The 21391-nt window shown below is 43.1% G+C and carries 15 protein-coding genes and 1 pseudogene; 13 read left to right on the top strand and 3 right to left on the bottom strand.

Features of this window, described 5'->3' with window-relative positions; all coding sequences use genetic code 11:
• The first annotated feature begins 5 nt into the window (after nucleotides 1-5).
• Nucleotides 6-1481, top strand: coding sequence for an ABC transporter ATP-binding protein (locus PUQ00_RS23645; protein ID WP_300421443.1), 1476 nt, complete (start codon nucleotides 6-8; stop codon nucleotides 1479-1481).
• A 33-nt stretch (nucleotides 1482-1514) separates the two neighbouring features.
• Here PUQ00_RS23645 and PUQ00_RS23640 read toward each other — a convergent pair whose 3' ends face one another.
• Nucleotides 1515-2219: a hypothetical protein gene (locus PUQ00_RS23640; RefSeq protein WP_300421441.1), complete on the bottom strand. Its 705-nt coding sequence runs from the start codon at nucleotides 2217-2219 to the stop codon at nucleotides 1515-1517.
• Complete coding sequence (locus PUQ00_RS23635) at nucleotides 2179-3468, bottom strand: AAA family ATPase (protein ID WP_300421440.1); 1290 nt, start codon at nucleotides 3466-3468, stop codon at nucleotides 2179-2181. Before PUQ00_RS23635 ends, PUQ00_RS23640 begins: the two co-directional genes overlap by 41 nt.
• A 162-nt stretch (nucleotides 3469-3630) precedes the next feature.
• On the opposite strand from PUQ00_RS23635, the gene PUQ00_RS23630 reads away from it, so the two are divergent.
• Nucleotides 3631-4683, top strand: a complete 1053-nt coding sequence (locus tag PUQ00_RS23630) for an ABC transporter permease (protein ID WP_300421438.1) — start codon at nucleotides 3631-3633, stop codon at nucleotides 4681-4683.
• A 66-nt stretch (nucleotides 4684-4749) separates the two neighbouring features.
• Nucleotides 4750-5688: an ABC transporter permease gene (locus PUQ00_RS23625; RefSeq protein ID WP_300421436.1), complete on the top strand. Its 939-nt coding sequence runs from the start codon at nucleotides 4750-4752 to the stop codon at nucleotides 5686-5688.
• A gap of 34 nt (nucleotides 5689-5722) precedes the next feature.
• On the opposite strand, the pseudogene PUQ00_RS23620 reads toward PUQ00_RS23625, so the two are convergent.
• Nucleotides 5723-5899 (bottom strand): annotated as a pseudogene (locus PUQ00_RS23620) (HAD hydrolase-like protein); the annotation flags it as partial.
• A 747-nt stretch (nucleotides 5900-6646) separates the two neighbouring features.
• On the opposite strand from PUQ00_RS23620, the gene PUQ00_RS23615 reads away from it, so the two are divergent.
• From PUQ00_RS23615 to PUQ00_RS23570, 10 genes are all read left to right on the top strand, one after another.
• Nucleotides 6647-7282, top strand: a complete 636-nt coding sequence (locus PUQ00_RS23615) for a hypothetical protein (protein WP_300421434.1) — start codon at nucleotides 6647-6649, stop codon at nucleotides 7280-7282.
• Nucleotides 7283-7542: 260 nt separating this feature from the next.
• Complete coding sequence (locus tag PUQ00_RS23610) at nucleotides 7543-8859, top strand: hypothetical protein (RefSeq protein ID WP_300421432.1); 1317 nt, start codon at nucleotides 7543-7545, stop codon at nucleotides 8857-8859.
• Nucleotides 8860-9717: 858 nt separating this feature from the next.
• The gene (locus PUQ00_RS23605) at nucleotides 9718-15981 is read left to right on the top strand and encodes an AAA family ATPase (RefSeq protein WP_300421430.1); all 6264 of its coding nucleotides are present in this window, start codon (nucleotides 9718-9720) and stop codon (nucleotides 15979-15981) included.
• 172 nt (nucleotides 15982-16153) lie between these two features.
• The gene (locus tag PUQ00_RS23600) at nucleotides 16154-16279 is read left to right on the top strand and encodes a hypothetical protein (protein WP_300421428.1); all 126 of its coding nucleotides are present in this window, start codon (nucleotides 16154-16156) and stop codon (nucleotides 16277-16279) included.
• Nucleotides 16280-17040: 761 nt separating this feature from the next.
• Complete coding sequence (locus PUQ00_RS23595; RefSeq protein WP_300421427.1) at nucleotides 17041-17670, top strand: response regulator transcription factor; 630 nt, start codon at nucleotides 17041-17043, stop codon at nucleotides 17668-17670.
• A 267-nt stretch (nucleotides 17671-17937) separates the two neighbouring features.
• A complete protein-coding gene (locus tag PUQ00_RS23590) occupies nucleotides 17938-18495 on the top strand; it encodes a DsbA family protein (protein ID WP_300421425.1) in 558 nt (185 codons plus the stop codon).
• A 165-nt stretch (nucleotides 18496-18660) separates the two neighbouring features.
• Nucleotides 18661-19098 carry a cupin domain-containing protein gene (locus PUQ00_RS23585; protein WP_300421423.1) on the top strand — a complete coding sequence of 146 codons (438 nt, stop codon included), beginning with the start codon at nucleotides 18661-18663 and terminating at the stop codon, nucleotides 19096-19098.
• A 4-nt stretch (nucleotides 19099-19102) separates the two neighbouring features.
• On the top strand, nucleotides 19103-19579 hold the full coding sequence (locus PUQ00_RS23580; protein WP_300421421.1) for a DUF302 domain-containing protein: 477 nt from the start codon (nucleotides 19103-19105) through the stop codon (nucleotides 19577-19579).
• A gap of 209 nt (nucleotides 19580-19788) precedes the next feature.
• Entirely contained in the window at nucleotides 19789-20541 is a 753-nt protein-coding gene (locus PUQ00_RS23575) for an SDR family oxidoreductase (protein ID WP_300421420.1), read from the top strand.
• A 51-nt stretch (nucleotides 20542-20592) separates the two neighbouring features.
• Nucleotides 20593-21219 carry an MOSC domain-containing protein gene (locus PUQ00_RS23570; RefSeq protein ID WP_300421418.1) on the top strand — a complete coding sequence of 209 codons (627 nt, stop codon included), beginning with the start codon at nucleotides 20593-20595 and terminating at the stop codon, nucleotides 21217-21219.
• Nucleotides 21220-21391 lie beyond the last annotated feature (172 nt).

Here is a 21391-nt window from a genome sequence, read left to right as displayed (position 1 = left end):
ATTAAATGTATTTACGTTTAGAAAAAATTAGCAAACGCTTTAACTCATTTGTTGCTAACGAAAATATTAGTTTTAGTGTTGATGCTGGTAAAATTCATGCAATTTTAGGTGAAAATGGTGCGGGTAAGACTACTTTAATGAATATTATTAGTGGTCTATATCAACCTGATACGGGAAAAATTTATTTAGAAGATAAACCAGTAAAAATTACTTCCCCAAACGAGGCAATCAAACTAGGTATAGGCATGGTATATCAACATTTTATGCTTGTGCCTCAGTTAACTGTCGCCGAAAATATCATCCTGGGAATAGAAAATAGTTGGCGTTTAAATCTGCGGCAAAAACAACAAGAAATTGCGGCTTTATCCCAAGCTTATGGGCTAGAAATTGACCCCGCAGCTAAAGTAGAAAATTTACCAGTAGGGATACAACAGCGAGTAGAAATTCTCAAAGTGTTATATCGCCAAGCCAAACTATTAATACTCGATGAACCAACAGCAGTTTTGACACTAACGGAAATTGAATCATTAATAAATATCTTGCGACAATTGGCGGCGGCTGGTAACACTATTATTTTTATTAGTCACAAGTTAGAAGAAGTAATTAATCTCTGCGATACAGTAACAGTGCTGCGACGAGGTAAGGTAGTAGCGACAAAGACAACTAAAGAAGTGACTATTCAGCAATTAGCAGAATTGATGGTGGGGCAGGAAGTAGCTTTACAAGTCAATAAATCTGCGTCTATAACAGGGGAAGTGATATTTTCAGTACAAAATTTGCAAGTTGCTGGTGATAGGGGTATTCCTGCTGTCCGCAATGTTTCATTTGAATTACGAGCTAGGGAAATTTTAGGAATTGCTGGTGTAGATGGCAATGGACAGCGAGAATTAGCTGATGCGATCGCAGGTGTAAGAAGCATCATCAACGGTAAAATTGAGTTTAAGAGCTTCTGTATTCGGCAGAGAATCGGGTACATCCCTGAAGATAGGCAAAAAATGGGTTTGGTGTTGCAATTTAGCATTGCCCAAAACTTGATTTTGAAAGCTTTTAAAAACTTACCATTCTGCCGCCATTTTTTATTACAACCACCAGCAATCAAAAATCATGCCCAAGTTGCAATGGCAGAATTTGATATTCGAGCGACTGGGGAAGATATCAAGGTAAGGCAACTATCAGGGGGAAATCAACAAAAGGTAGTTTTGGCCAGAGAACTGGCGGGAGAACCAGATTTAATTGTGGCGATGCAACCCACGCGGGGATTAGATGTAGGGGCGACAGCCGCAATTCATTCTCGCTTATTGGTAGAACGCGATCGCGGTGCCGCAATCTTGTATATTTCTACTGAGTTAGAAGAAGTGATGGCGATGAGCGATCGCATTGCCGTAATGTACAGAGGAGAGTTTGTCGCTATTTTGGATGCACAGACGGTGACAATAGAAGAAATTGGTTTATTGATGGCTAGGGGTACATGCAGAGGATAAAATGCCAAGTCTTTACATTATCTGTTGTTTGCCCTAATACCCACTTAAACGTCGAAGCTGATCTCGAAAATAGCAGAAACTTGGTGATTGATTATTGTCAATGTCCATAAGGGGAGAGATCCTTTCCGCCCAAGTTGCTTTCTCCTTACCAATTCCCTGCCAACCAAGTTTAGACAATTTTTGGACACCACCGGAATATACTGCATCGGCTAACTTCTCCCATGTGCCACAAATATTATCATTGGTATATGAATTTAAGACTGCTTGTTTGGCATTCGGATAAGCTGCCTTCACTGCTGTTAAATCACCTAAATACCATGCTTCTCCTTCCTCAATGGCGATGCAAAATTTCGTCTTTGGTTTAGGCTCACAAGAATTTACGATGTCAAGCAGTTCTTTGCGAAAAGCACTCAGGCATCGGTCATCAAGATCGCAAATAATGACGAGCACAGCATGATAATCAGGGAGATAACTGGCAAATGTATTGCCGTAGCCTTGAATAAGTCTTGGAAGTTGGTCGAGCAAAATTCGTTTTTTGGGATCAGAAGTAGATTTTAAACCTTGAGGAATATGCCCTATTCCTTTGTAAGAATGGATATGAAATGTATGCTGTTCCGTATTAATAATTTTTGGGACAAGAATCTCAAGAGCCATTTTACCAGAAATATCCTCAACGAGTATCTCAAAGTGCATATACTCACCTTGCATCCAAATAGTCACTGTACCAAAGTCCGCCAAGAGGTAAGCCTTCAGAAACCAGGTTATTGATCAGAGTATCTTCACTAGCTCGCCTAATTTTAGCAAATCCATCCTCGCCCTTTTCCAGAACCCAGACCTCTTCAGGTTCAAGGGCATCTACAAAATATGGTTGATGTGTTGTAACAAATACTTGCGCTCCACCCTTCTGACCTGTAGCGTGTTCTCGAAATTCTCGGGCCAATGTTTCTAAAAGTTTATGATAAAGTCCATTTTCTGGCTCTTCGACGCATAAGAATGGTGGTGGTGATGGGTCTTCTAACAGGAGGAGATAGGCAAATACTTTGAGTGTTCCGTCTGACATTTGTTGAGCATAAAATGGGTCTTTAAATCCCTGATCATTGAAACGCAAAAGAAGTCTTCCATCTGGGCTTTTTTCAGTGCTAATTTTGTTGATACCTGGAATCTTGCTGGCTATCTTTTCAAGCATGGATTGAAACTTTTTGGGATGTTCTCTTTCCATAAACTGAACCACATTGCCCAGATTATCCCCATGAATATTAAGATGTTTTTGTGGGCCAGCTAGAGGCAAACTTCGTGCAGCATCTGGAGTAAAATAGCTTAAATACCATCCTTCAATAAATCTCCGAAAAACAGAAATTCTTGGGTGTTGTTTGAGTGAACCTAAAGTTGCAATTCCCAGTTTTCGTTTATCGTCAAGTTCAACTACTTCAGTTTCTTTACTTTCTTCTTCCGCTTCACCTTTCTGTATTTTTTCTATGAACTGTGACAAATCAAAATCACCTTCTTCTTCAACTTGTTTACCTTCTTGTTCACCTTTCCATGCTATTCCTCTACCTTCATTGAGAATTAGAAAAGAAAAAGGTTGTCCCTTGCTTTGTCCTTTTCTTCGTTGTCTGAGTCTTTCCCTCTTTACATAAGGTCTTCCAGAGGAGTCAATATCTATTGCCAACTCATAGGTAATTGGTCGGGCATTATGATCTTCTTTATAATAGATATCAAACTCAATACTTCCCTCTTGTCCTTGGGAACGAATTCTCTCAAAGCCACCACGACCACGAGAATCACACGCTTCCTCTACTCCATTTTTCAAGCAGTCTGCAAGAAAACCAAAAGTGTCGAAAATAGTACTTTTTCCTACACCATTCTTACCAATGACGGCTGTCATTGGCGTTAATGGTTTGGCATTCTGCGTGTTCCATAGCTTGCCTAAGGTGACATCATGAAGAACTCTATAATTTCTTACCCTAAAGCCTTCTACTTTAGACATTTAAGCCCTCTGCTCAACTAAGACCAATCATATCAGTTCCTACACTGAAAGTTTAAAGCTAAGGACGTTAAAGAACTTCTCAATCGATATGCAGCAGGAGAACAAAACTTCCACGGTATTATCTTACTAAAAGCTGACTTACGGGGTGGCAATCATTGCATTATGATCACAAATAAACGCTTTCAATTCCTGCTACCAATCTTATCACCGCTAATTGCCATCATCTCTGCCCTGATTGTCGGTGGCATCCTGATCATACTTGCAGAGGCAAATCCGATTACCGCCTACACCGTCTTATTTCAAGAATCTCTCTCTAGCTACTTTGGGTTTGGCAATACCCTCACCAAAATGACACCCCTATTATTCACCAGTTTAGGAGTATTAGTAGCATTGCGGGCTGGTCAATTTAATATCGGTGGCGAAGGACAAATTTATCTTGGTGCATTGGGTAGCACTTTAATCGGTTTATATGTGCAAGGATTACCTGCAATCATCCACATTTCTTTAGCACTTATCGTTGGGTTTGGGTTTGGTGCAGTTTGGGGTTGGATACCCGGTTATCTCAAAGCAGTACGGGGAATCAATGAAGTTATCACTACCCTATTACTGAATTACATTGCAGTGAATTTAGTTAGCTACTTGGTGCAAAATCCCCTAAAAGCACCATCAGCGCCTAGTCCTTATTCGCCATTAATTGCCAAATCTGCACAGTTACCGATTATCTTACCCCAAAGTTTAGCTCATGCTGGCATAATACTTGCGTTAATGGTAGCTGGAGTATTGTGGGTGTTATTGGTGCGATCGCCTCTAGGATACCAAATCGCCGCCGTTGGTTTTAACCCCACAGCAGCCCATTATGCACGGATTTCGGTAAAAAATACGATCATGCTAGTGATGTTCTTAGCAGGTGGTTTAGCCGGTTTGGCAGGTGCATCTGAGGTGATGGGGTTGAAGTACCGTTTATTTGAACAAGTTTCCCCTGGTTATGGATTTGATGCAATTGCGATCGCCTTTTTAAGTCGCGGTAGTATTAGCGGTGTAGTGTTGACTTCTCTATTTTTTGCCGCTTTGCGTAGTGGTGCGAATATTATGCAACGTAGTGCTGGTGTACCTGTGACTGTAGTTTATGCAATTCAAGGGTTAACTGTGTTATTCATTGCCATTAGCCTCGCCGTAGAAAGACGAATAAAAACCCAAAATAACGCTGAGGTTTAACGCGAAAGCTTCTCTGCGATACTCTGCACTTCCCTTAGCGTTTCTCTGCGTTCAAAAAAAATAACTATGAATAACCTTAACTTCCTCTCTGATTACTTAATTGCTAGCTTAAACTTAGCCGTACCCCTAGCATTTGCTGCCCTTGGTGGAATGTACTCAGAACGGTCAGGTGTGCTAAATATTGCCCTGGAAGGAATGTTACTAACTGGAGCTTTTACCAGTGCAGCTGCTACCTTTTATACTGACAACCCTTGGCTTGGTGTTATCTGTGCGTTGATTGCTGGGGGATTAGTCGGTTTACTCCATGCTTTTTTATGTATAACTTTATATGTTAATCAGTTAGTATCAGGGTTAGCAATTAATCTGGTAGCTGCGGGGTTAACATCGTTTTTAGCGCGGTTAGTATTTAATGGTAGCAGTACTCAAAGATTACCAGGAATTGAGCCTATAGTCATTCCTGGTCTTGCGAATATACCTATACTTGGAGCTATGTTGTTCCAGCAAGATGTTTTTGTATATTTACTGATAACTCTAGTTGCTTTCAGTATCTATTTTTTACTTCATACTAGCTTTGGGCTGACTTTACGAGCGGTGGGGGAATATCCCCAAGCTGCGGCTACGGCTGGGGTTTCAGTATCAAGGGTGCGGTATTGGGCTGTAATACTCAGTGGCTGTCTTGCCAGTTTAGGAGGTGCTTATCTCACCTTGGTACAAATCAAATTTTTTACAGAAGGAATGAGTGCAGGTAAAGGATTTATTGCGATCGCAGCCTTAATTTTTGGTAGGTGGCATCCTTTAGGTACTACTCTGGCTTGTTTTTTATTTGGCGCTACGGAAGCTTTACAGTTACGAATTCAAGCTTTTGGTGCAAATATTCCTTATCAGTTTTTAGCAATGCTACCATATTTAGTAGCTTTATTTGCATTACTGGGATTAGCTGGTAAATCTATACCCCCTCATGGGTTAGGTGTTCCTTACTCGCCAGAAAATCACCAAGACAATTAAAATTAAGGTCAAGTAGAAATCAGTTTTTTACTTGACCTGGCGCGAACTTAGGAATAATGTGATCACCTCCCATGCCAATCAGCGGTCGGACTTGCTCGAACTTCACCTCATAGCCAAAGGCAGCAAATGCTTCTATCCAAGCTTGAGCATGGGCATCATTACTGAGAACAAGCGTCCCATCTACATCCAAAATTACGCCTTGATATGCCATTGAGAAATCTCTCGGTTACTTTAGTGCCTCTACGCTAGTGAAAAATGGTTGCCATAACCTCTACCTCGGTTATTACTTCCAATGGCAGAATCACTGTAAATGTCGAACCACGTTGAACAGACATAGGGCTAAAGCATACCTTGCAATATAGGACGTATTGTGGGTATAGCAAATTCTCTCCAACTGCGATCGCTGTTGGTTAATGTCTTAAATCAGCGACGGCAGACAACCTCAGACTCGTTCTCCCCAGGCACCGGAACGTAAGAAGCCGACCACAGGTGTTCCTTGTGGTGGACTAGAGCCATCGGCAGCAGTGTTAATTAGAGTGTATACAATTGCTAAGACGTAAAAGCTTACAAGATTAATTAAGTCTCTAAAGATTTGACAAATTTATCAAAAGATTATTCATTGCAATATAATCTTTAATCAAAATTTAATTTTATTACACACTATTTTAGTCAAATTTTTTATTTTATCTTCTAAAAACATCTAATATTTTGATAAATGCATCAAAATATTTTTCATTGCCCTTAGAAGTTAAATCGCATAAGTTATAAATGTAAGTAGCATTGAATAAAAATTGATTATCTACGGTTTATAAGCAGTTAATCAAATAAATCAACAGCTACTAACTAGTTTTGCTAACAAAAACACAACATAAAAGTCATCATCAAGAATTAATCTTGTCTATTTTATGTTGCTATGCTAGCAAGATTTTTATTCTAAGAATTAAGAGGATTAGTCCTGATGGCAGATTTGAATAATAGTGGCACCGGGAACTCTTCTAGTGCCACGGATAAGTTGAGAGATTCACCCTTCGGTCGCTTGAGTGAAGTTCTGAGTGATAAAGACCTCTCAAATATATTCAGTGGTGTTGGTAATGGACAAGGTGGCGGTAGTTCATTTGGTGGTAGTGGTGCTGCTAGTGGTAGTAAGCCTGATTTAGCCTATGGTGGCAATCCTTTCGCAGGTGATAACTTTTGGAATATCTTTGCAGGCGGTGTAAATCCATCCGCAGGCAGTGGTAAGCAGGGTACTGCCAAAGACCCTTTGACTGGTATTAGCAGCCAGGGCAGTAGTATTAGCACAACTGAAATACCGGACGGATTCACTTTGAGGGGTACTATTGATAACCTAGTTAACTCAAAGCTTAAAGAGGCACAGGGTGGTAGCAGCATCCCCTCATCTGGAAGTGGTGGCATCCCCTCATTTGGAAGTGGTGGCATTCCCTCATTTGGAAGTGGTGGCATTCCCTCATCTGGAAGTGGTGGCATTCCCTCATCTGGAAGTGGCGGCATCCCCTCATTTGGAAGTGACAGCATCCCTTCATTTGGAAGTGGCGGCATCCCTTCATTTGGAAGTGGCGGCATCCCGTCCATTTAGTAGCGACAGTCATTAGAATCTTTGGAACAATGATGAGTTATTCAGTACATACATACTATGCTAGTTAACTGTGTTATGCACTGAAACTCTTTATTAGTAAGAATTAGTAAGAACTTTAGGCAGGATTTTCTGTCAGGTTGACAGTGAAGATGATTAAAGCTTTTATTTGGATAAATTTTGGGTTGAGCAAATTCATACTTGGCATAACAGGTACTGAATACCCCAAAATTTTTTAACTAAAAATAGGAGAATTATTATTAATGCAAGAGTCTGCTGTCAATCCCATTAATGCTCAGATTAACACCTTTAGTGGCACTAGCGATCGCAACCTGTATAGCGGTAGTTCCTTTGGTACTAATAGTAGTTTGAATGCTGAAGGCAGCTTGTTGACAGGTGGTAGCAATCTGTTGGCAGGTAACAGTCCCATTCCAGGTGGCGGTATCAACCCCTTTGCTGGCGATGGTGGCACTAAGCTTCAGCAATTAATCTTTGATCGCTTGAAGTTAGTTCTGGGTGATAATTTTTTTCATGACACTAACAACACATTAGCAGGTGGAAGTAACCCATTTCTAAACGGTGGCAATCTCATTGCAGGTGGCGGTATCAACCCCTTTGCTGGCAACAGTAATCCTATAGCAGGTGCTGGAAGTCTGCTTCAACAATCGCCTTTCGATCCGTTGAGAGAAGTCCTTGGTAATAATATACCCTTTAGTAACAGTGGCAATACATCTAATCCTGGTAGTAGTAACGCTATTACCAATGGTGCTAGCCCACCCTTTAATCAAAGTAACGCACCCGTTGGTAATGGCAACAGGAAATTTGGTAGTAACAACGCAACTATTGGTAATTTTAACTCGGATTATGGCAGCAATAGCGCAACCATTGGGAATGGGAACTGGAACTTTAATAATCACAATGCAACTATCGGTAATGGCAACTGGCTATTTGGAAAAGGTAACACAAACCTTGGTAACGGTAATTGGTATTGGGACAAGGGAAATAATAATGCAACACTAGGTAATGGTAATTGGCACTTTAGGAGTAACAATGCAACTATTGGAAATGGTAATTGGGACTTCGGTAGTAACAACACAATTATTGGTAATGGTAACTGGGTTTTTACAAATGGAAATACAATCATTGGTAATGCCAATTGGCTAGTGGATAGTGACAAAACAATTATTGGAAACATCAGTAACCCCAGCATTTCAGAGTTATCTCCGCAAGTGATCAGGACTGATGTTAACAATCTGATTGACTCCCTTATAGGTAAAATAGGTCAAGATTTTCTTGGGTTAACAGGAGATTTTGATGTATCAAGTAGCCAGACCTTTAACCAACTTATCTCTTCTAGAAGTGTTGGTATTAATGACACTAATTATCTTAAGGATATTCAGCAACTTTTGGGATCACTCAGTGGAATCCAAGGGAATATGATTAATTATCAGCCTGTGCAAAACCCTCAGTCTGTTCCAGAACCGACTTCTTCAGTGTCGCTGGTAGTAATCGGACTTGTATGTTTATTCTTATCAGTTAGGACTTACGCAAAACTACACGCTAGTAGGGGCAATTCATGAATTGCCCCTAAGAAGAAAATCAGGATTTCGGCTATTGTTTGCCTAAGTCCTATCAATGTAAAAAAAACAACGACACTGTTAACGTAAATTCAATTCCTGAAAGCTTCTCAAAATTTCTCTACAGTTATTCCGCCTTGGAAATTAGGCTTTGCAATGTCCACCCTAGTAGTCTGTCAATTTTAAATTCAGGGATACGCCATCGGTAAGAGTTAAGGTTATAGAGCGTTTGTCAATAAGTAATAATACTTAAAATTATCCTAAAGATCGGACTATTCAACAGAATTTTTGGGCTGGCGATGCTTACGGTTTTTGCTAGCTAACGCGTCACATTTAAGAGCATCATTCATTCTTGCCTCAAAATCCAGTATAAAGCTTAATTTAATACTCACTATCTCAGTAAGTTTTGATCAATATTACTAATTGACAAAAATGATTTTGCCTTAACCTCTCACGAATGAGGATATGCGGACAGTGTAATCTATAGATACTTAAAGCAATGCGCGTATCTGATGCCGAAAAAAAAATACATTCAGTAGACCCTTGGTTTACAGCGCCTCAAATCTTACAATTACATACCTAATGAATGTCAGCAGATACAGTCCTTGTGAGATCGCCTCAATCAAGTGTATTCTGGTTCGCTAGAGGAATCAGTGCAAAAGTTTCTGGAGTCGTTGGGCAAAGTGAATCGTGCTTATTTAACTGTGTTGTCAGAGAAATTGTTGAGTCTTTTGGAGGTTGAAAGTAGAGTTTAGTTATCAAACTCATTGTGGATGAGAGCAAACGGTGAGTAATTATTCTGATAATGAGAATTGCTGTATAGTTTGAGGTATGCCAGATCATACTCTCAAGAGTTGTTTTATGATTGCTCTACCTGGTATTGCCATCCAAGACAAAATCTACGAAAGTTCTAATTCTCTAGTGTATCGAGGGATCAGAGACGATGGAGTAGCGATCATCGTAAAAATGCTAAAGCTTGATTATCCCTCACCTCAAGAACTAACCCGCTACAGACAGGAATATAAAATTACCCGTTCCTTCAAAGAGGAAGGAGTTGTCAAGGCATACAGCCAGCAGGACTATCAACGCACTCTGGTGATTCTCCTAGAAGATTTTGGGGGAGAGTCCCTAAAGCAATGGATGGACAAGCGCCCAGATATCTTCTGCCCCATGCCTTTATCCACTTTTCTAGGTCTTGCGATCGCTATTTGCGACATTCTGGGCAGAATCCATACAGCCAATGTCATTCATAAAGATATCAACCCTGGAAACATAGTCCTCAATCTCGATACTGGCGTTGTCAAAATTATTGACTTTGGGATTGCCACGCAATTTAACCGCACGAATCCGACTTTCAAAAGTCCTCATGTTTTAGAAGGGACACTTGCCTACCTATCTCCAGAACAAACCGGGCGGATGAACCGTTTACTCGATTACCGCACCGATTTTTACTCCCTTGGTGTGACGTTCTATGAACTGCTAACCGGACATCTGCCGTTTCCAACAACGGACATGCTTGAGCTAGTCCATTGTCATATTGCCAAACATCCTGTTTTGCCTGATCATATAAATAGAAAGATTCCCAAGCCAGTTTCAGATATCATTCTCAAACTGATGGCGAAAAATGCAGAAGATCGCTATCAGAGTGCTTGGGGAATCAAAGCTGATTTAGAAATCTGTGCTGATAAATTAGCAGAAATCGGTCAAATCTCTAGCATTCAACTGGCGCTTCAAGACGTTTGTGAGCAGTTTCAAATTCCCCAAAAACTGTATGGACGGGATAAGGAAGTTGCAATGTTACTGGCAACGTTTAATCGCGTCGCTTGTTTACCAAATAATTCAGAAACGACTTCACAAAGGGAACAAACAGGCAATCCAAAATTCCAAGTCGAAATGATATTGGTCTCTGGCTATGCTGGCATTGGTAAATCTGCGTTAGTGCAGGAAATCTATAAACCAATTACCCAAAAGCGCGGTTATTTTATCTGTGGTAAATTTGATCAATTCCAGCGCAATATTCCCTACAGTGCGATCGCAGCTGCCCTGCAAAAATTGGTACAGCAATTGCTCAGTGAACCAGACGAACAAGTGCAACAGTGGCGATCGCGCCTTCTAACAGCTTTAGGAACTAACGGACAAATCATCATTGATGTGATCCCAGAAGTTGAATTGATTGTTGGCAAGCAACTACCCGTATCAGAGGTTGGAGCAACTGAAGCTCAAAATCGCTTTAATCGAATCTTTCAGCAATTTATTCGGGTGTTTTGTTCAGAGTCACATCCCCTTGTGATCTTCTTAGATGATTTGCAGTGGATAGACTCAGCAACACTTAAGTTAATCGAGCTGATGTTGCTTGATGAGCAAACCCAATCACTATTTTTGATTGGAGCCTATCGAGATAATGAAGTCAATCCAACGCATCCACTGGTATTAACGCTGGAGAGCCTGCGAAAACAAGGGGCAGTGCTTCAGGAGATTGTTCTGGCACCTTTAACACTTGAGCCATTGAGTCAGTTGATTGCTGAAACACTACATCGGAATGCAGACACCGTTCGCCCGTTAGCTGAGTTAGTGTTGCGTAAAACTGAAGGCAATCCCTTCTTTGTCAGTGAATTTTTGAGAATGCTGTATAGCGAAAATCTGCTGATCTTTGACCCCCCTCAATCCCACGCCAGATGCTTCAAGTCGGCAGAGCCGACGCCAGTTGCTTCAAGTCGGCAGAGCCGCCCAACGCACTGGCTCCCCAACGCACTGGCTCCCCTTACTAAAGGGAGGCACTCTCGTGCGGGGGTTCCCCACGCCAGTCCGCTCAAGTCGGGAAACGCGAAAGAGCGGCTGGCTCCCCTTGAGAGAAGTGGCGTGGTCAGTAAAGGGGGGTGGCAGTGGAATATTGCTCAGATTCAAGCTCAAAATACCACTGATAATGTTGTGGAGTTGATGCTTCACAAGTTAAAGAAACTACCAGAGGTCACACAGGAAATTCTCCGTTTAGCTGCTTGTGTCGGGGCTGAATTTAATTTAGAAACTTTATCGATTGTTTGTGAAAAAATTCCTAAAGCGGTCTTCCTGGATTTACTGGCAGCAATACAAGGTGGATTAATTCAACCCTTATCTGAATTAGACGAGGACTTGTTGGTTCAAGAGTATAAGTTCTTGCACGATCGCGTACAGCAAGCCGCCTATGCCTTGATCGATGAGTCGCAAAAACAAGTTGTTCATCTCCAAATTGGTCGCAATTTCCTCGAAAAAACTTTGCTAGAGAGACTATCAGACAGGCTGTTTGAAATTGTTGATCATCTTAATCATGGGATTGAGCTTGTCGCAGATCAACCAGAACGCAATGAAATTGCTAGATTAAATTTAATCGCCGGACAGAAAGCAAAAGCTGCGATCGCCTATAGTGTGGCTCAAAACTATTTAGCTAGAGGTAGAGCATGGCTGGCAGACTCCAGTTGGCAAACTAACTATGAGCTGACCTTAGAGTTATATACAGAAACAACAGAAGTCGCGTATTTGTGTGGCGAGTTTGAGCAGGTAGAATCCTGGGCAGTGGTTGTTCTGCAAGCAGCCAAAACGGTTCTCGACATCGTGAAAGTTTACGAAGTCAAAATTCAAACTGACATCGCGCAGAACCAGCCATTAGAAGCAATCAACACTGGATTGCAAGTTTTGCAGGAACTGGGAATCAGTTTTCCTGAAACGCCAACTCAGTCAGACATTCAGCTTGAGCTAGACACAATCACATCACTCATTGGCCAGAAGCCAATCGAGGACTTGCTCCATTTGCCCCAAATGACCGAACCGGACAAGTTGGCGGCGATGCGAATCTTATCAAGCATCACGATCGCTGCCTATGTTGCGGCTCCTGATTTGATGCCTCTGCTTGTGTCTAAACAAGTAAACTTATCAATTCAATCTGGTAATGCTGTTGTATCTCCCTTTGCCTATGCCTTTTACGGATTAATTCTTTGTGGAACGAGTGGGAACATTGAGATTGGGTACGAGTTTGGACAACTTGCGTTAAATCTATTGTCACACCCTAATGTTCATTCTCTCAGAGCTAGAACATTACTCATTGTGAATAACTTTATTATTCATTGGAAAGAGCATATTAGAAACACAACCCAGCCCTTGCTAGAAGCCTACCAAAGAGGTTTAGAAGTTGGAGATTTAGAGTTTGCTGCTTATTGTGCTCATTGTTATTGCTTTCAATCCTACGCAGTTGGAAAGGAACTCGTAGAAGTTGAGCGCGAGATGACGAAATACAATCAAGCAATTCGTCAAATCAAACAGAAAACGGCGCTAACCTGGAACCAAATATATCAGCAGGCAATCGCAAATTTGATGGGCTTTTCGGTCAGCCTAACTCCCCTAGTTGGCGAATTCTACAATGAAGAAAATGGATTGCCACAACATGAAGTAACAAATGATGGAACGGCAACCTTTGATGTCTATTTCAATAAACTTTTCCTGTGTTACCTATTTTCTGAGTATGCTCAGGCAGTTAAAAACTCAACTATAGCAGAACGTTATTTAATCCGAATAACAGGCACACCTGTTGCTCCTTTTTACTATCTATATGATGCTCTGGCAAGACTCGCGATATACTCCGAAAGCGGCACTCAAGTACAGGAGGAACTCCTCAAAAGAGTTACGGTTAGTCAGGAGAAAATGAAGCAATGGGCACAATATGCGCCAATGAATTGTTTGCATAAATATCATCTGGTGCAAGCAGAGACTGCACGAGTTCTGAGTCAGTGGTTTGAAGCAGAGGAATTCTATGAACAAGCAATTCAAGGAGCCAGGGAAAATGAATATATCCAGGAAGAGGCGTTAGCCTATGAGTTAGCTGCTAAACATTATCTGGTGCGAGGTCGGCAAAAGATCGCCCAAACCTACATGAAAGAAGCTCACTACTGCTATGAACGGTGGGGAGCAACGGCGAAAGTCAAAGATTTAGAAACTCGTTATCCTCAACTATTTCCTCAGTCGTCCAACGTAGTTTCTACACCAGTTCGTACCATGACTGGTGAAACCATCTCAAATACCTCACATACTGCTCTCGATTTAGCGACGGTGATGAAAGCAGCTCAAGCAATTTCGAGTGAAATTGAATTGGAGCGATTGCTCAGCTCTCTCATGCAGATTTTAATTGAAAATGCTGGAGCACAAACTGGTTGTCTGCTTTTAGAAAACGCAGGAGAATGGATGATCGAAGCGACCTGTGAACTCATTGAGGGTGCACAGGTCTGTGCAACCCAAGTGCTGCAATCGACTCCGATCGCAAATCGTTTACCTGAATCGATCATTCATTATGTGATTCGGACTCATAAGTCGGTCATTCTCAATGATGCTACTCGTGAAGGTAATTTTATTAATGATCCCTATATTCAACACCACCAGACTCAATCAGTCTTTTGTTTACCGCTGCTCAATCAAAGCAAGCTCATCGGTGTGTTGTATTTAGAAAATCAGTTGGCAACTGGGGCATTTACACCGGAGCGAGTCTCCTTCGGAGACGCTACGCGAACGCAACTTTTGAATTTTCTATCTACTCAGGCAGCGATCGCGATCGAAAATGCCAAACTCTACTCACAGCTACGTGCTAGCGAAAGTCAGATGGCTCAATTTCTAGAAGCGATTCCAGTGGCAATTATAGTATTGGATGCGGCGGGTCGCCCCTACTACGCCAATCAACGGAGAATTCAATTAGTGGGTAAAGGGATTGATCCTGCCGTGACACCCGATCAATTCGCAGAGATTTATCAATTTTATCTGGCGGGAACGGATCAAAAGTATCCAACTGAGAAACTGCCAATCATCCGGGCGTTGAACGGCGAACGCACCACAGTTGACGATATGGAAATTCACCGAAATAACGCAACCATTCCAATTGAGGCGTGGGGAACTCCAGTATTTGACGAACAGGGCAATCTGGCTTATGCGATCGTCGCCTTTCAAGACATCACAGAGCGCAAACAAGCAGAACAGTTTTTAGCCGATTACAACCGCACCTTAGAGCAACAGGTAGCCCAACGAACGGTGGCTTTACAAAAAAGCGAAGCAGCACTGCGCGATGTCTACGACGAGCTTCGCTTACAAGAACAGGAATTACGGCTGATCACCGACGCTCTGCCAGCTCTAATCAGCTATGTGGATACAAATCAGCGCTATCAGTTTGTCAACCGCACTTATGAGGACTGGTTTAACCTTAGTCGAGATGAGATTTTGGGCAAGTCTGTTCATGAACTCTTGGGTGAGACGGTTTATCAAATGGTTGAGCCGTATATTAATCAAGTGTTTGAAGGGCAAACTGTAACCCTGGAAGCAGAAATTCCCTTTTCGCTTGGTAAACGGTGCATCAGTGCTACCTTGATCCCCGATTTCGATCGCCCAAGGGGCAGTGCCAAAGGCGATCGCAATCCTCAAGTGACAGGCTTCTACAGTCTGATCACAGATATTAGCGAACAGCGAAACGCTGCACTGCGTGAACGCAAACGCGCCGAACAGGCCTCCATTCTGGAGGAACGCAACCGCATGGCGCGAGAAATTCACGATACCCTAGCCCAAGCTTTTACAGGCATTCTGGTTCAGGTAGGAGCTGCAACGCAAGTGCTAGCGGACGATCTAGAAGCGACACAGGCACACCTGGAAATAATTGATGAACTAGCACGAACCGGACTTGCTGAGGCGCGTCGTTCGGTGGTAGCGCTTCGTCCTCAGCTATTGGAGGAGGGCAATTTACATAGTGCCCTTCATCGCCTTGTGACTCAAATGAGAGCCTCTGCCGATACCGCTCTGATCTACGAAATCAAAGGCACAGCCTATTCTTTGCCAGCCGAGGTTGAAAATAACTTACTACGAATTGCACAGGAAGCATTAACCAATGCCATAAAATACGCTGATGCTGGCGAAATTCGTGTTGAGTTGGTGTATGAGAATGCCCAATGTATCCTCCGCGTTAAAGACGATGGACGGGGCTTTGGGGTTGCTACGATCCCAGCTGTTGGTGGGTTTGGATTGCTGGGAATGAGCGAGCGGGCAGAACACCTTGGAGCACAACTGACGATTGGGAGCCAACCTGGACAAGGAACAGAAATTGTTGTGATTGTAAATCGAGATTAAAATAATTCCTAATTCGTAATGACCGAAAACGAAAAGGGTACAAGCCCCTAAATTTATTTATGGAGAACAGAAAAAATGTATTTCAAGACGCAGAGCGCGAGAAATACTTAGGACTTACGCAATAACTCTCTGAAACCTTATTCCTTTGTGTCCTTTGCGACGGCAGTCGCTCATGGGGGAGACCACGCCAGATGCTTCTCCCAAGGGGAGACGCTACGCGAACAAGTCGGCGAAGCCGCCCAACGCACTGGCTCCCCAAGACCGCGCTGCCTCTCCTTTGCGGTTCGTTTTTTCATGATTTTGCGTAAGTCCTGATAGTAAGTCATTATTACAAGCCCCTCTGTTACAAAGTTCTGATGCCTGCGGCGGGCTGTGCCAACGGATAGCGCCACGGAGAGCGAGTCCGCGAGCGTCGGAAACCTCCGCTCAGACTTTGCGCTAAATGATTTATGGGGATTATTAATTTTTAATTTTTAATTTTTAATTCCCCGAAGGGGTTGACGCTCTCTACCAGACCAAAGCGTAGCTTGCTTGGACGCAAGAGTACGCGAACTAGCCCTTTCAAGGTCACAGATAAAATCTCTGCTTTCCTCTCTGCGTTCTCCGTGCCTCTACGGTTTAAAAGTTATTTATTGAACCACAGGGAGGCAGAGAACACAGAGACAAGAGGAATTATTATCCAAAAATTTTACCCACCTTGAAAGGACTAAGCTGTCGCGCATTTAATTTGCACAACTAGGGCGGGAAAGATGCCCACCTCACAAGAGATTCATTTTTTTGAGGATGCAAATTAAAAGATTTTATCTCGTTAAGAGTCAGAGACTCTTAACGCATTCCAAGAGGCTCCGCCTCAAGATTTGCGGCAGAACCGCGATGAGGTGCATTTCCAGCCTCTGGCTGGAAACGAGGTTTTAAATAGGCTTTCACGTTAAGTTGACACCAATGAGCAATGCTAAACCCCTACGAAAGATGTGGTTTTTTACGTTATATATATTTACTATTTCTTGTCAATGCGTAAGTTCTAAATTATAAGTTTGTACTTTCAATCTCTTAATAATTATGAGCCAATCAACGACTATTCGGGTTCTGATTGTTGACGATCATTCCATTCTCAGACAAGGGTTGGCAACCATCATTAACCGTGATCCAGAGATGACGGTGATTACTCAAGCAGAAGATGGACAACAGGCGATCGCTCTCTTTCGTGAATACCAACCAGATGTAACGCTAATGGATTTACGAATGCCGCAGATGGGAGGAGTTGAAGCCATTACTGCTATTTGTGCTGAATTTAAAGCTGCCCGAATTGTTGTACTAACTACCTACGATGGTGATGAAGATATCTATCGTGGATTACACGCAGGTGCTAAAGGATATTTGCTCAAAGATGCTAAACCCAATGAACTCCTGAGTGCGATTCGCATGATTCATCGCGGTCAGCAGTATATTCCACCATCCGTGGGGGCAAAACTGGTGCAGAGGATGAGCAATCCAGAACTGAGTGAGCGAGAGCTAGATGTACTCCGTTTAATGGCACAAGGAATGAGTAATTTAGAAATTAGCACTAGTTTGAGTATTGGTGAAAGCACCGTCAAATCTCACGTTAATCGAATTTTAAGTAAATTGGGAGTGAGCGATCGCACTCAAGCCGTGATTATTGCTGTTAAACGAGGGATTGTCAATTTGTAAGTAAGTTGTACTAAAGTTACAATTTGGATTCCAACTAAAGTTGGAGCCAACCTTACATTTATATATGGACTGATTTATCAATCACTCTATTGAGCAAAAGTTTCAACTTTTTGTGGATGACAAGTTAGAGTTAATTGCATATATTTAATTCAGGCAAACATTGATAGCAATTTAGTTGCAATATCTAAGTTTGCTTTACACGAATAAAGTAGAAAGAGGGTTGTATGCTGATCGCAAGGGCTGAACATACAACCGTCGGAGGTATCAGTGAGCCTTGACCGTGACCGCAGTTCGTTATTCGTCCCACCTTCAACACAAGATCACATAAAAGGTGTCCTGAATGCGATCGTAGTGCTGGTGATGTATGGGGACTATCAATGTTCTCTGAGTGCGGACGTTTACAGGCTGATTAAAGTCATTAGGCGACAGCTTAGTGTTTCTTTGGGGGAGAATTATTTGTGCTTCATCTTCCGTCATTTTCCACAGATACAGATCCATTCTCATGCTCAACGTGCGGCTGAAGCGGCTGAAGCGGCTGCTGTCCAAGGTCAATTTTGGCCAATGCATGAAATGCTGTTCACCTATCAACAAGAGTTGGGAAACGGCTATCTGGTAGAGTATGCCAATAATCTCGGACTTGATATTTCCCAATTTCTTCAAGATATATCTAAAAAAGTGTACATTGATTGTATCAATGAAGATATTGAAAGTGGATTATACAGTGGAGTAACGGCTACCCCAGCACTGTTTGTTAATGGAATTCGGTATAGCGATCGCTGGAACATTGAGCAGTTAATGGCAGCTATGATCGCTGCAAATAATTAAGTTTATTGGTTCTTAACCACACAACTAAAATTACTGCTTATTAGACATCTTTGAAAAAGAATGTAGAGACGCGAAATTTTGCGTCTCTACAAGGGTTCTAGATAACGCATATTTAATTTCGCCAGATGTCTATTACACAAGCAATTAATCAACAGGAGTAATCTAATGGCACAATCTCTCTGGCTTTTTGGCACTCGCCTCAACATCGTTGCCGATCACAATACTACAGGAGGTCAGTACGATCTGATCGAAGGCTACTTCCCTCCCGGCACACAGACTCCTCCCCATCGCCACACACGCTATTCTGAACAACTCTACGTGCTAGAAGGGGAGTTCACGGTCTGGGCAGGTGAGAATAAGGTTGTGCTGAATGCTGGTGAAAGCTTCCTGATTCCTGCTAGCACACCCCACGTAGTCGCTGCACTCAGCGATCAGCCAACTCGCGGGTTGGTCGTTGCTGCGCCGAGTGGCTTTGCTCGGCTAATCGCAGCAGTTGGTACAGAGGATGAGACAGAAGCACCGGATATGGCGCTGTTTGAGCGCATTTCTACCGAGATCGGCGATGAAGTTCTAGGAGCGCCTGGAGATCTACCCCGTACATGAGGCGATGTTGGCTCAAGGACAGCAAGATCGCCGCGATCGGCAAGTTGATTTTGTCCAGATTTGCACCATTAAACACATGAGTAAAGCCATGAATACACCAAACAACGGCATCATCAGTCAGCCGAGCGAGTATTCAGTGACGGCAACTATTGATCGATTAAAAGCTGTATTGCAAGCAAAAAGCATCACAATTTTTGCCCAAATTGATCAACAGGCTGAAGCCGAAAAAGTCGGGCTAACTCTGCGTCCGACGCAGTTGTTGCTGTTTGGCAACCCGCAAGCCGGAACGCCGCTCATGGTGGCAGAACCGACGATCGCTCTGGATTTACCCCTGAAAGCACTGGCATGGGAAGCGGCTGACAGCAAGGTGTGGCTGAGTTACAACGATCCCAATTACTTAAAACAGCGGTTTTCTCTCTTTGATGAGTTGGTTAAGAACATTGCTGTCATTGTACCTTTAATCAATCAAGCACTCCGATAAGTACTCATTCTACGGACGAATCGTGGAGTTGTATGTTTGATCGCCGTCGCCTTATTCGTTGTGGGTTTGCCTGCGACAAGCGATCGCAGCAAATAAGCAATATCGTTCAACGACTTTCATAGTTTCCTATAGAAGAAGACAGATTGCGTAATTGTCCAGCGCATTGAGGGCAAACGTCAATGCGAAATTCACACAAACGGAGAAGTTTTATGGCGGGTAAACTTACAGGTAAGATCGCACTGGTCACAGGTGGTAACAGTGGAATCGGACTAGCGACAGCCCAGAGGTTCGTAGAAGAGGGGGCTTACGTTTTTATCACTGGTCGTCGTCAAAGCGAACTTGATGCTGCGGTGAAGAAGATTGGAGAAAATGTCACGGCTGTTCAGGGTGATGTGTCGAATCTTGCAGATATCGATCGCCTGTTCGCCACGATCGAACAACAGCAAGGACACCTCGATATCCTCTTCGCCAATGCTGGAAGCGGCGAACTTGCTCCACTCGGCTCGATTACCGAAGAACACTTTGACAAAACGTTCAACACTAACGTCAAAGGTTTGCTGTTCACCGTGCAGAAGGCACTGCCTCTGTTGCCAGAGGGTGCTTCCATTATTCTGAACGCCTCGATTACTTCTATCAAAGGCACTCCAGCCTTCAGTGTTTACAGCGCCACCAAAGCCGCCGTGCGCTCGTTTGCCCGTAATTGGATACTCGACCTCAAAGAGCGCAAGATTCGCGTCAATGCCATCAGCCCAGGCGTGGTTCCTACTCCCGGTTACAATCTCATCGGATTGAGTGAGGAACAGGTGCAGGGATTTGTGGCAAGCCAGGTTGACACTATCCCCCTTGGGCGGGTGGGCACAACGGACGAAATTGCTAAGGCGGTTGTTTTCCTTGCCTCGGATGACAGCAGCTTTGTCAACGGTATCGAACTGTTCGTCGATGGTGGCATGGCACAAGTTTGAATGTGCTTGCCAAAGAGGTATCGAATCCAGTCCAAAACTTTAAAGTTAAAGATGAAACTCATCTCTGTCAACGTCGGACTTCCATGTGAAGTGACCTGGAAAGGGAAAACAGTTAGCACTGGAATTTTCAAAAAGCCAGTTAGCGATCGCGTCATGCTGCGATCGCTTAATTTAGACGGTGATGGACAGGCTGATTTAACCGTTCATGGAGGAGCAGATAAAGCAGTCTATTTATACCCGTTCGAGCATTACGAGTACTGGCGAGGTGAATTGCCTAACACAGAACTGCCGTTAGGCATATTTGGTGAAAATTTCACGACCACCGGGCTGAGAGAAGAGAAAGTGAACATTGGCGATCGCTTTCGTATCGGCACTGTAACGTTAATGGTGACACAACCTCGCCTGCCCTGCTACAAACTGGGGATTCGGTTTGGACGACCTGATATGGTTAAACGATTCCTCGCAAGTCGTCGAAATGGATTTTACTTCCGTGTTTTGCAAGAGGGCGAAGTTGGAGCCGGAGACACTTTAGAGTTGGTGAGCCGGGACGACAACAACATCACGGTTGCCGATATCATTCAACTTTATCTGCGTGAGCAGGACAATCCAGAGTTACTTCACCGCGTTGCTCAACTTGAAGCCTTGCCCGAAAGTTGGCGTGACTATTTCCAGAGGTAAGTAGACTTAGTTGAAGAAGAATTCAGAAGTCAGAATTCAGGAGTCAGAATCAATCAGTCGGGGATTCGCTACCGCTACGCTATCAGTCGGGGATTCAGACCCGCGACTACGAAAGTTGACCACAAAACAAGAAAATTTGGTGGGGGTCTTAAACGCCGATTATTCATCCACC

The sequence above is a fragment of the Nostoc sp. S13 genome, assembly GCF_029379315.1.
Lineage (GTDB): Bacteria > Cyanobacteriota > Cyanobacteriia > Cyanobacteriales > Nostocaceae > Nostoc.
The sequence above is the reverse complement of the archived record's forward strand: the minus strand, read 5'-3'. Positions and strand labels throughout refer to the sequence as shown.

What these genes read in the sequence shown, in the direction of transcription:
- PUQ00_RS23645 (WP_300421443.1), top strand. Translation starts at nt 6, where the DNA reads ATGTATTTACGTTTAGAAAAAATTAGCAAACGCTTTAACTCATTTGTT.
- PUQ00_RS23635 (WP_300421440.1), bottom strand. Translation starts at nt 3,468, where the DNA reads ATGTCTAAAGTAGAAGGCTTTAGGGTAAGAAATTATAGAGTTCTTCAT.
- PUQ00_RS23630 (WP_300421438.1), top strand. Translation starts at nt 3,631, where the DNA reads ATGATCACAAATAAACGCTTTCAATTCCTGCTACCAATCTTATCACCG.
- PUQ00_RS23625 (WP_300421436.1), top strand. Translation starts at nt 4,750, where the DNA reads ATGAATAACCTTAACTTCCTCTCTGATTACTTAATTGCTAGCTTAAAC.
- PUQ00_RS23615 (WP_300421434.1), top strand. Translation starts at nt 6,647, where the DNA reads ATGGCAGATTTGAATAATAGTGGCACCGGGAACTCTTCTAGTGCCACG.
- PUQ00_RS23610 (WP_300421432.1), top strand. Translation starts at nt 7,543, where the DNA reads ATGCAAGAGTCTGCTGTCAATCCCATTAATGCTCAGATTAACACCTTT.
- PUQ00_RS23605 (WP_300421430.1), top strand. Translation starts at nt 9,718, where the DNA reads ATGATTGCTCTACCTGGTATTGCCATCCAAGACAAAATCTACGAAAGT.
- PUQ00_RS23600 (WP_300421428.1), top strand. Translation starts at nt 16,154, where the DNA reads ATGGGGGAGACCACGCCAGATGCTTCTCCCAAGGGGAGACGCTACGCG.
- PUQ00_RS23595 (WP_300421427.1), top strand. Translation starts at nt 17,041, where the DNA reads ATGAGCCAATCAACGACTATTCGGGTTCTGATTGTTGACGATCATTCC.
- PUQ00_RS23585 (WP_300421423.1), top strand. Translation starts at nt 18,661, where the DNA reads ATGGCACAATCTCTCTGGCTTTTTGGCACTCGCCTCAACATCGTTGCC.
- PUQ00_RS23580 (WP_300421421.1), top strand. Translation starts at nt 19,103, where the DNA reads ATGTTGGCTCAAGGACAGCAAGATCGCCGCGATCGGCAAGTTGATTTT.
- PUQ00_RS23575 (WP_300421420.1), top strand. Translation starts at nt 19,789, where the DNA reads ATGGCGGGTAAACTTACAGGTAAGATCGCACTGGTCACAGGTGGTAAC.
- PUQ00_RS23570 (WP_300421418.1), top strand. Translation starts at nt 20,593, where the DNA reads ATGAAACTCATCTCTGTCAACGTCGGACTTCCATGTGAAGTGACCTGG.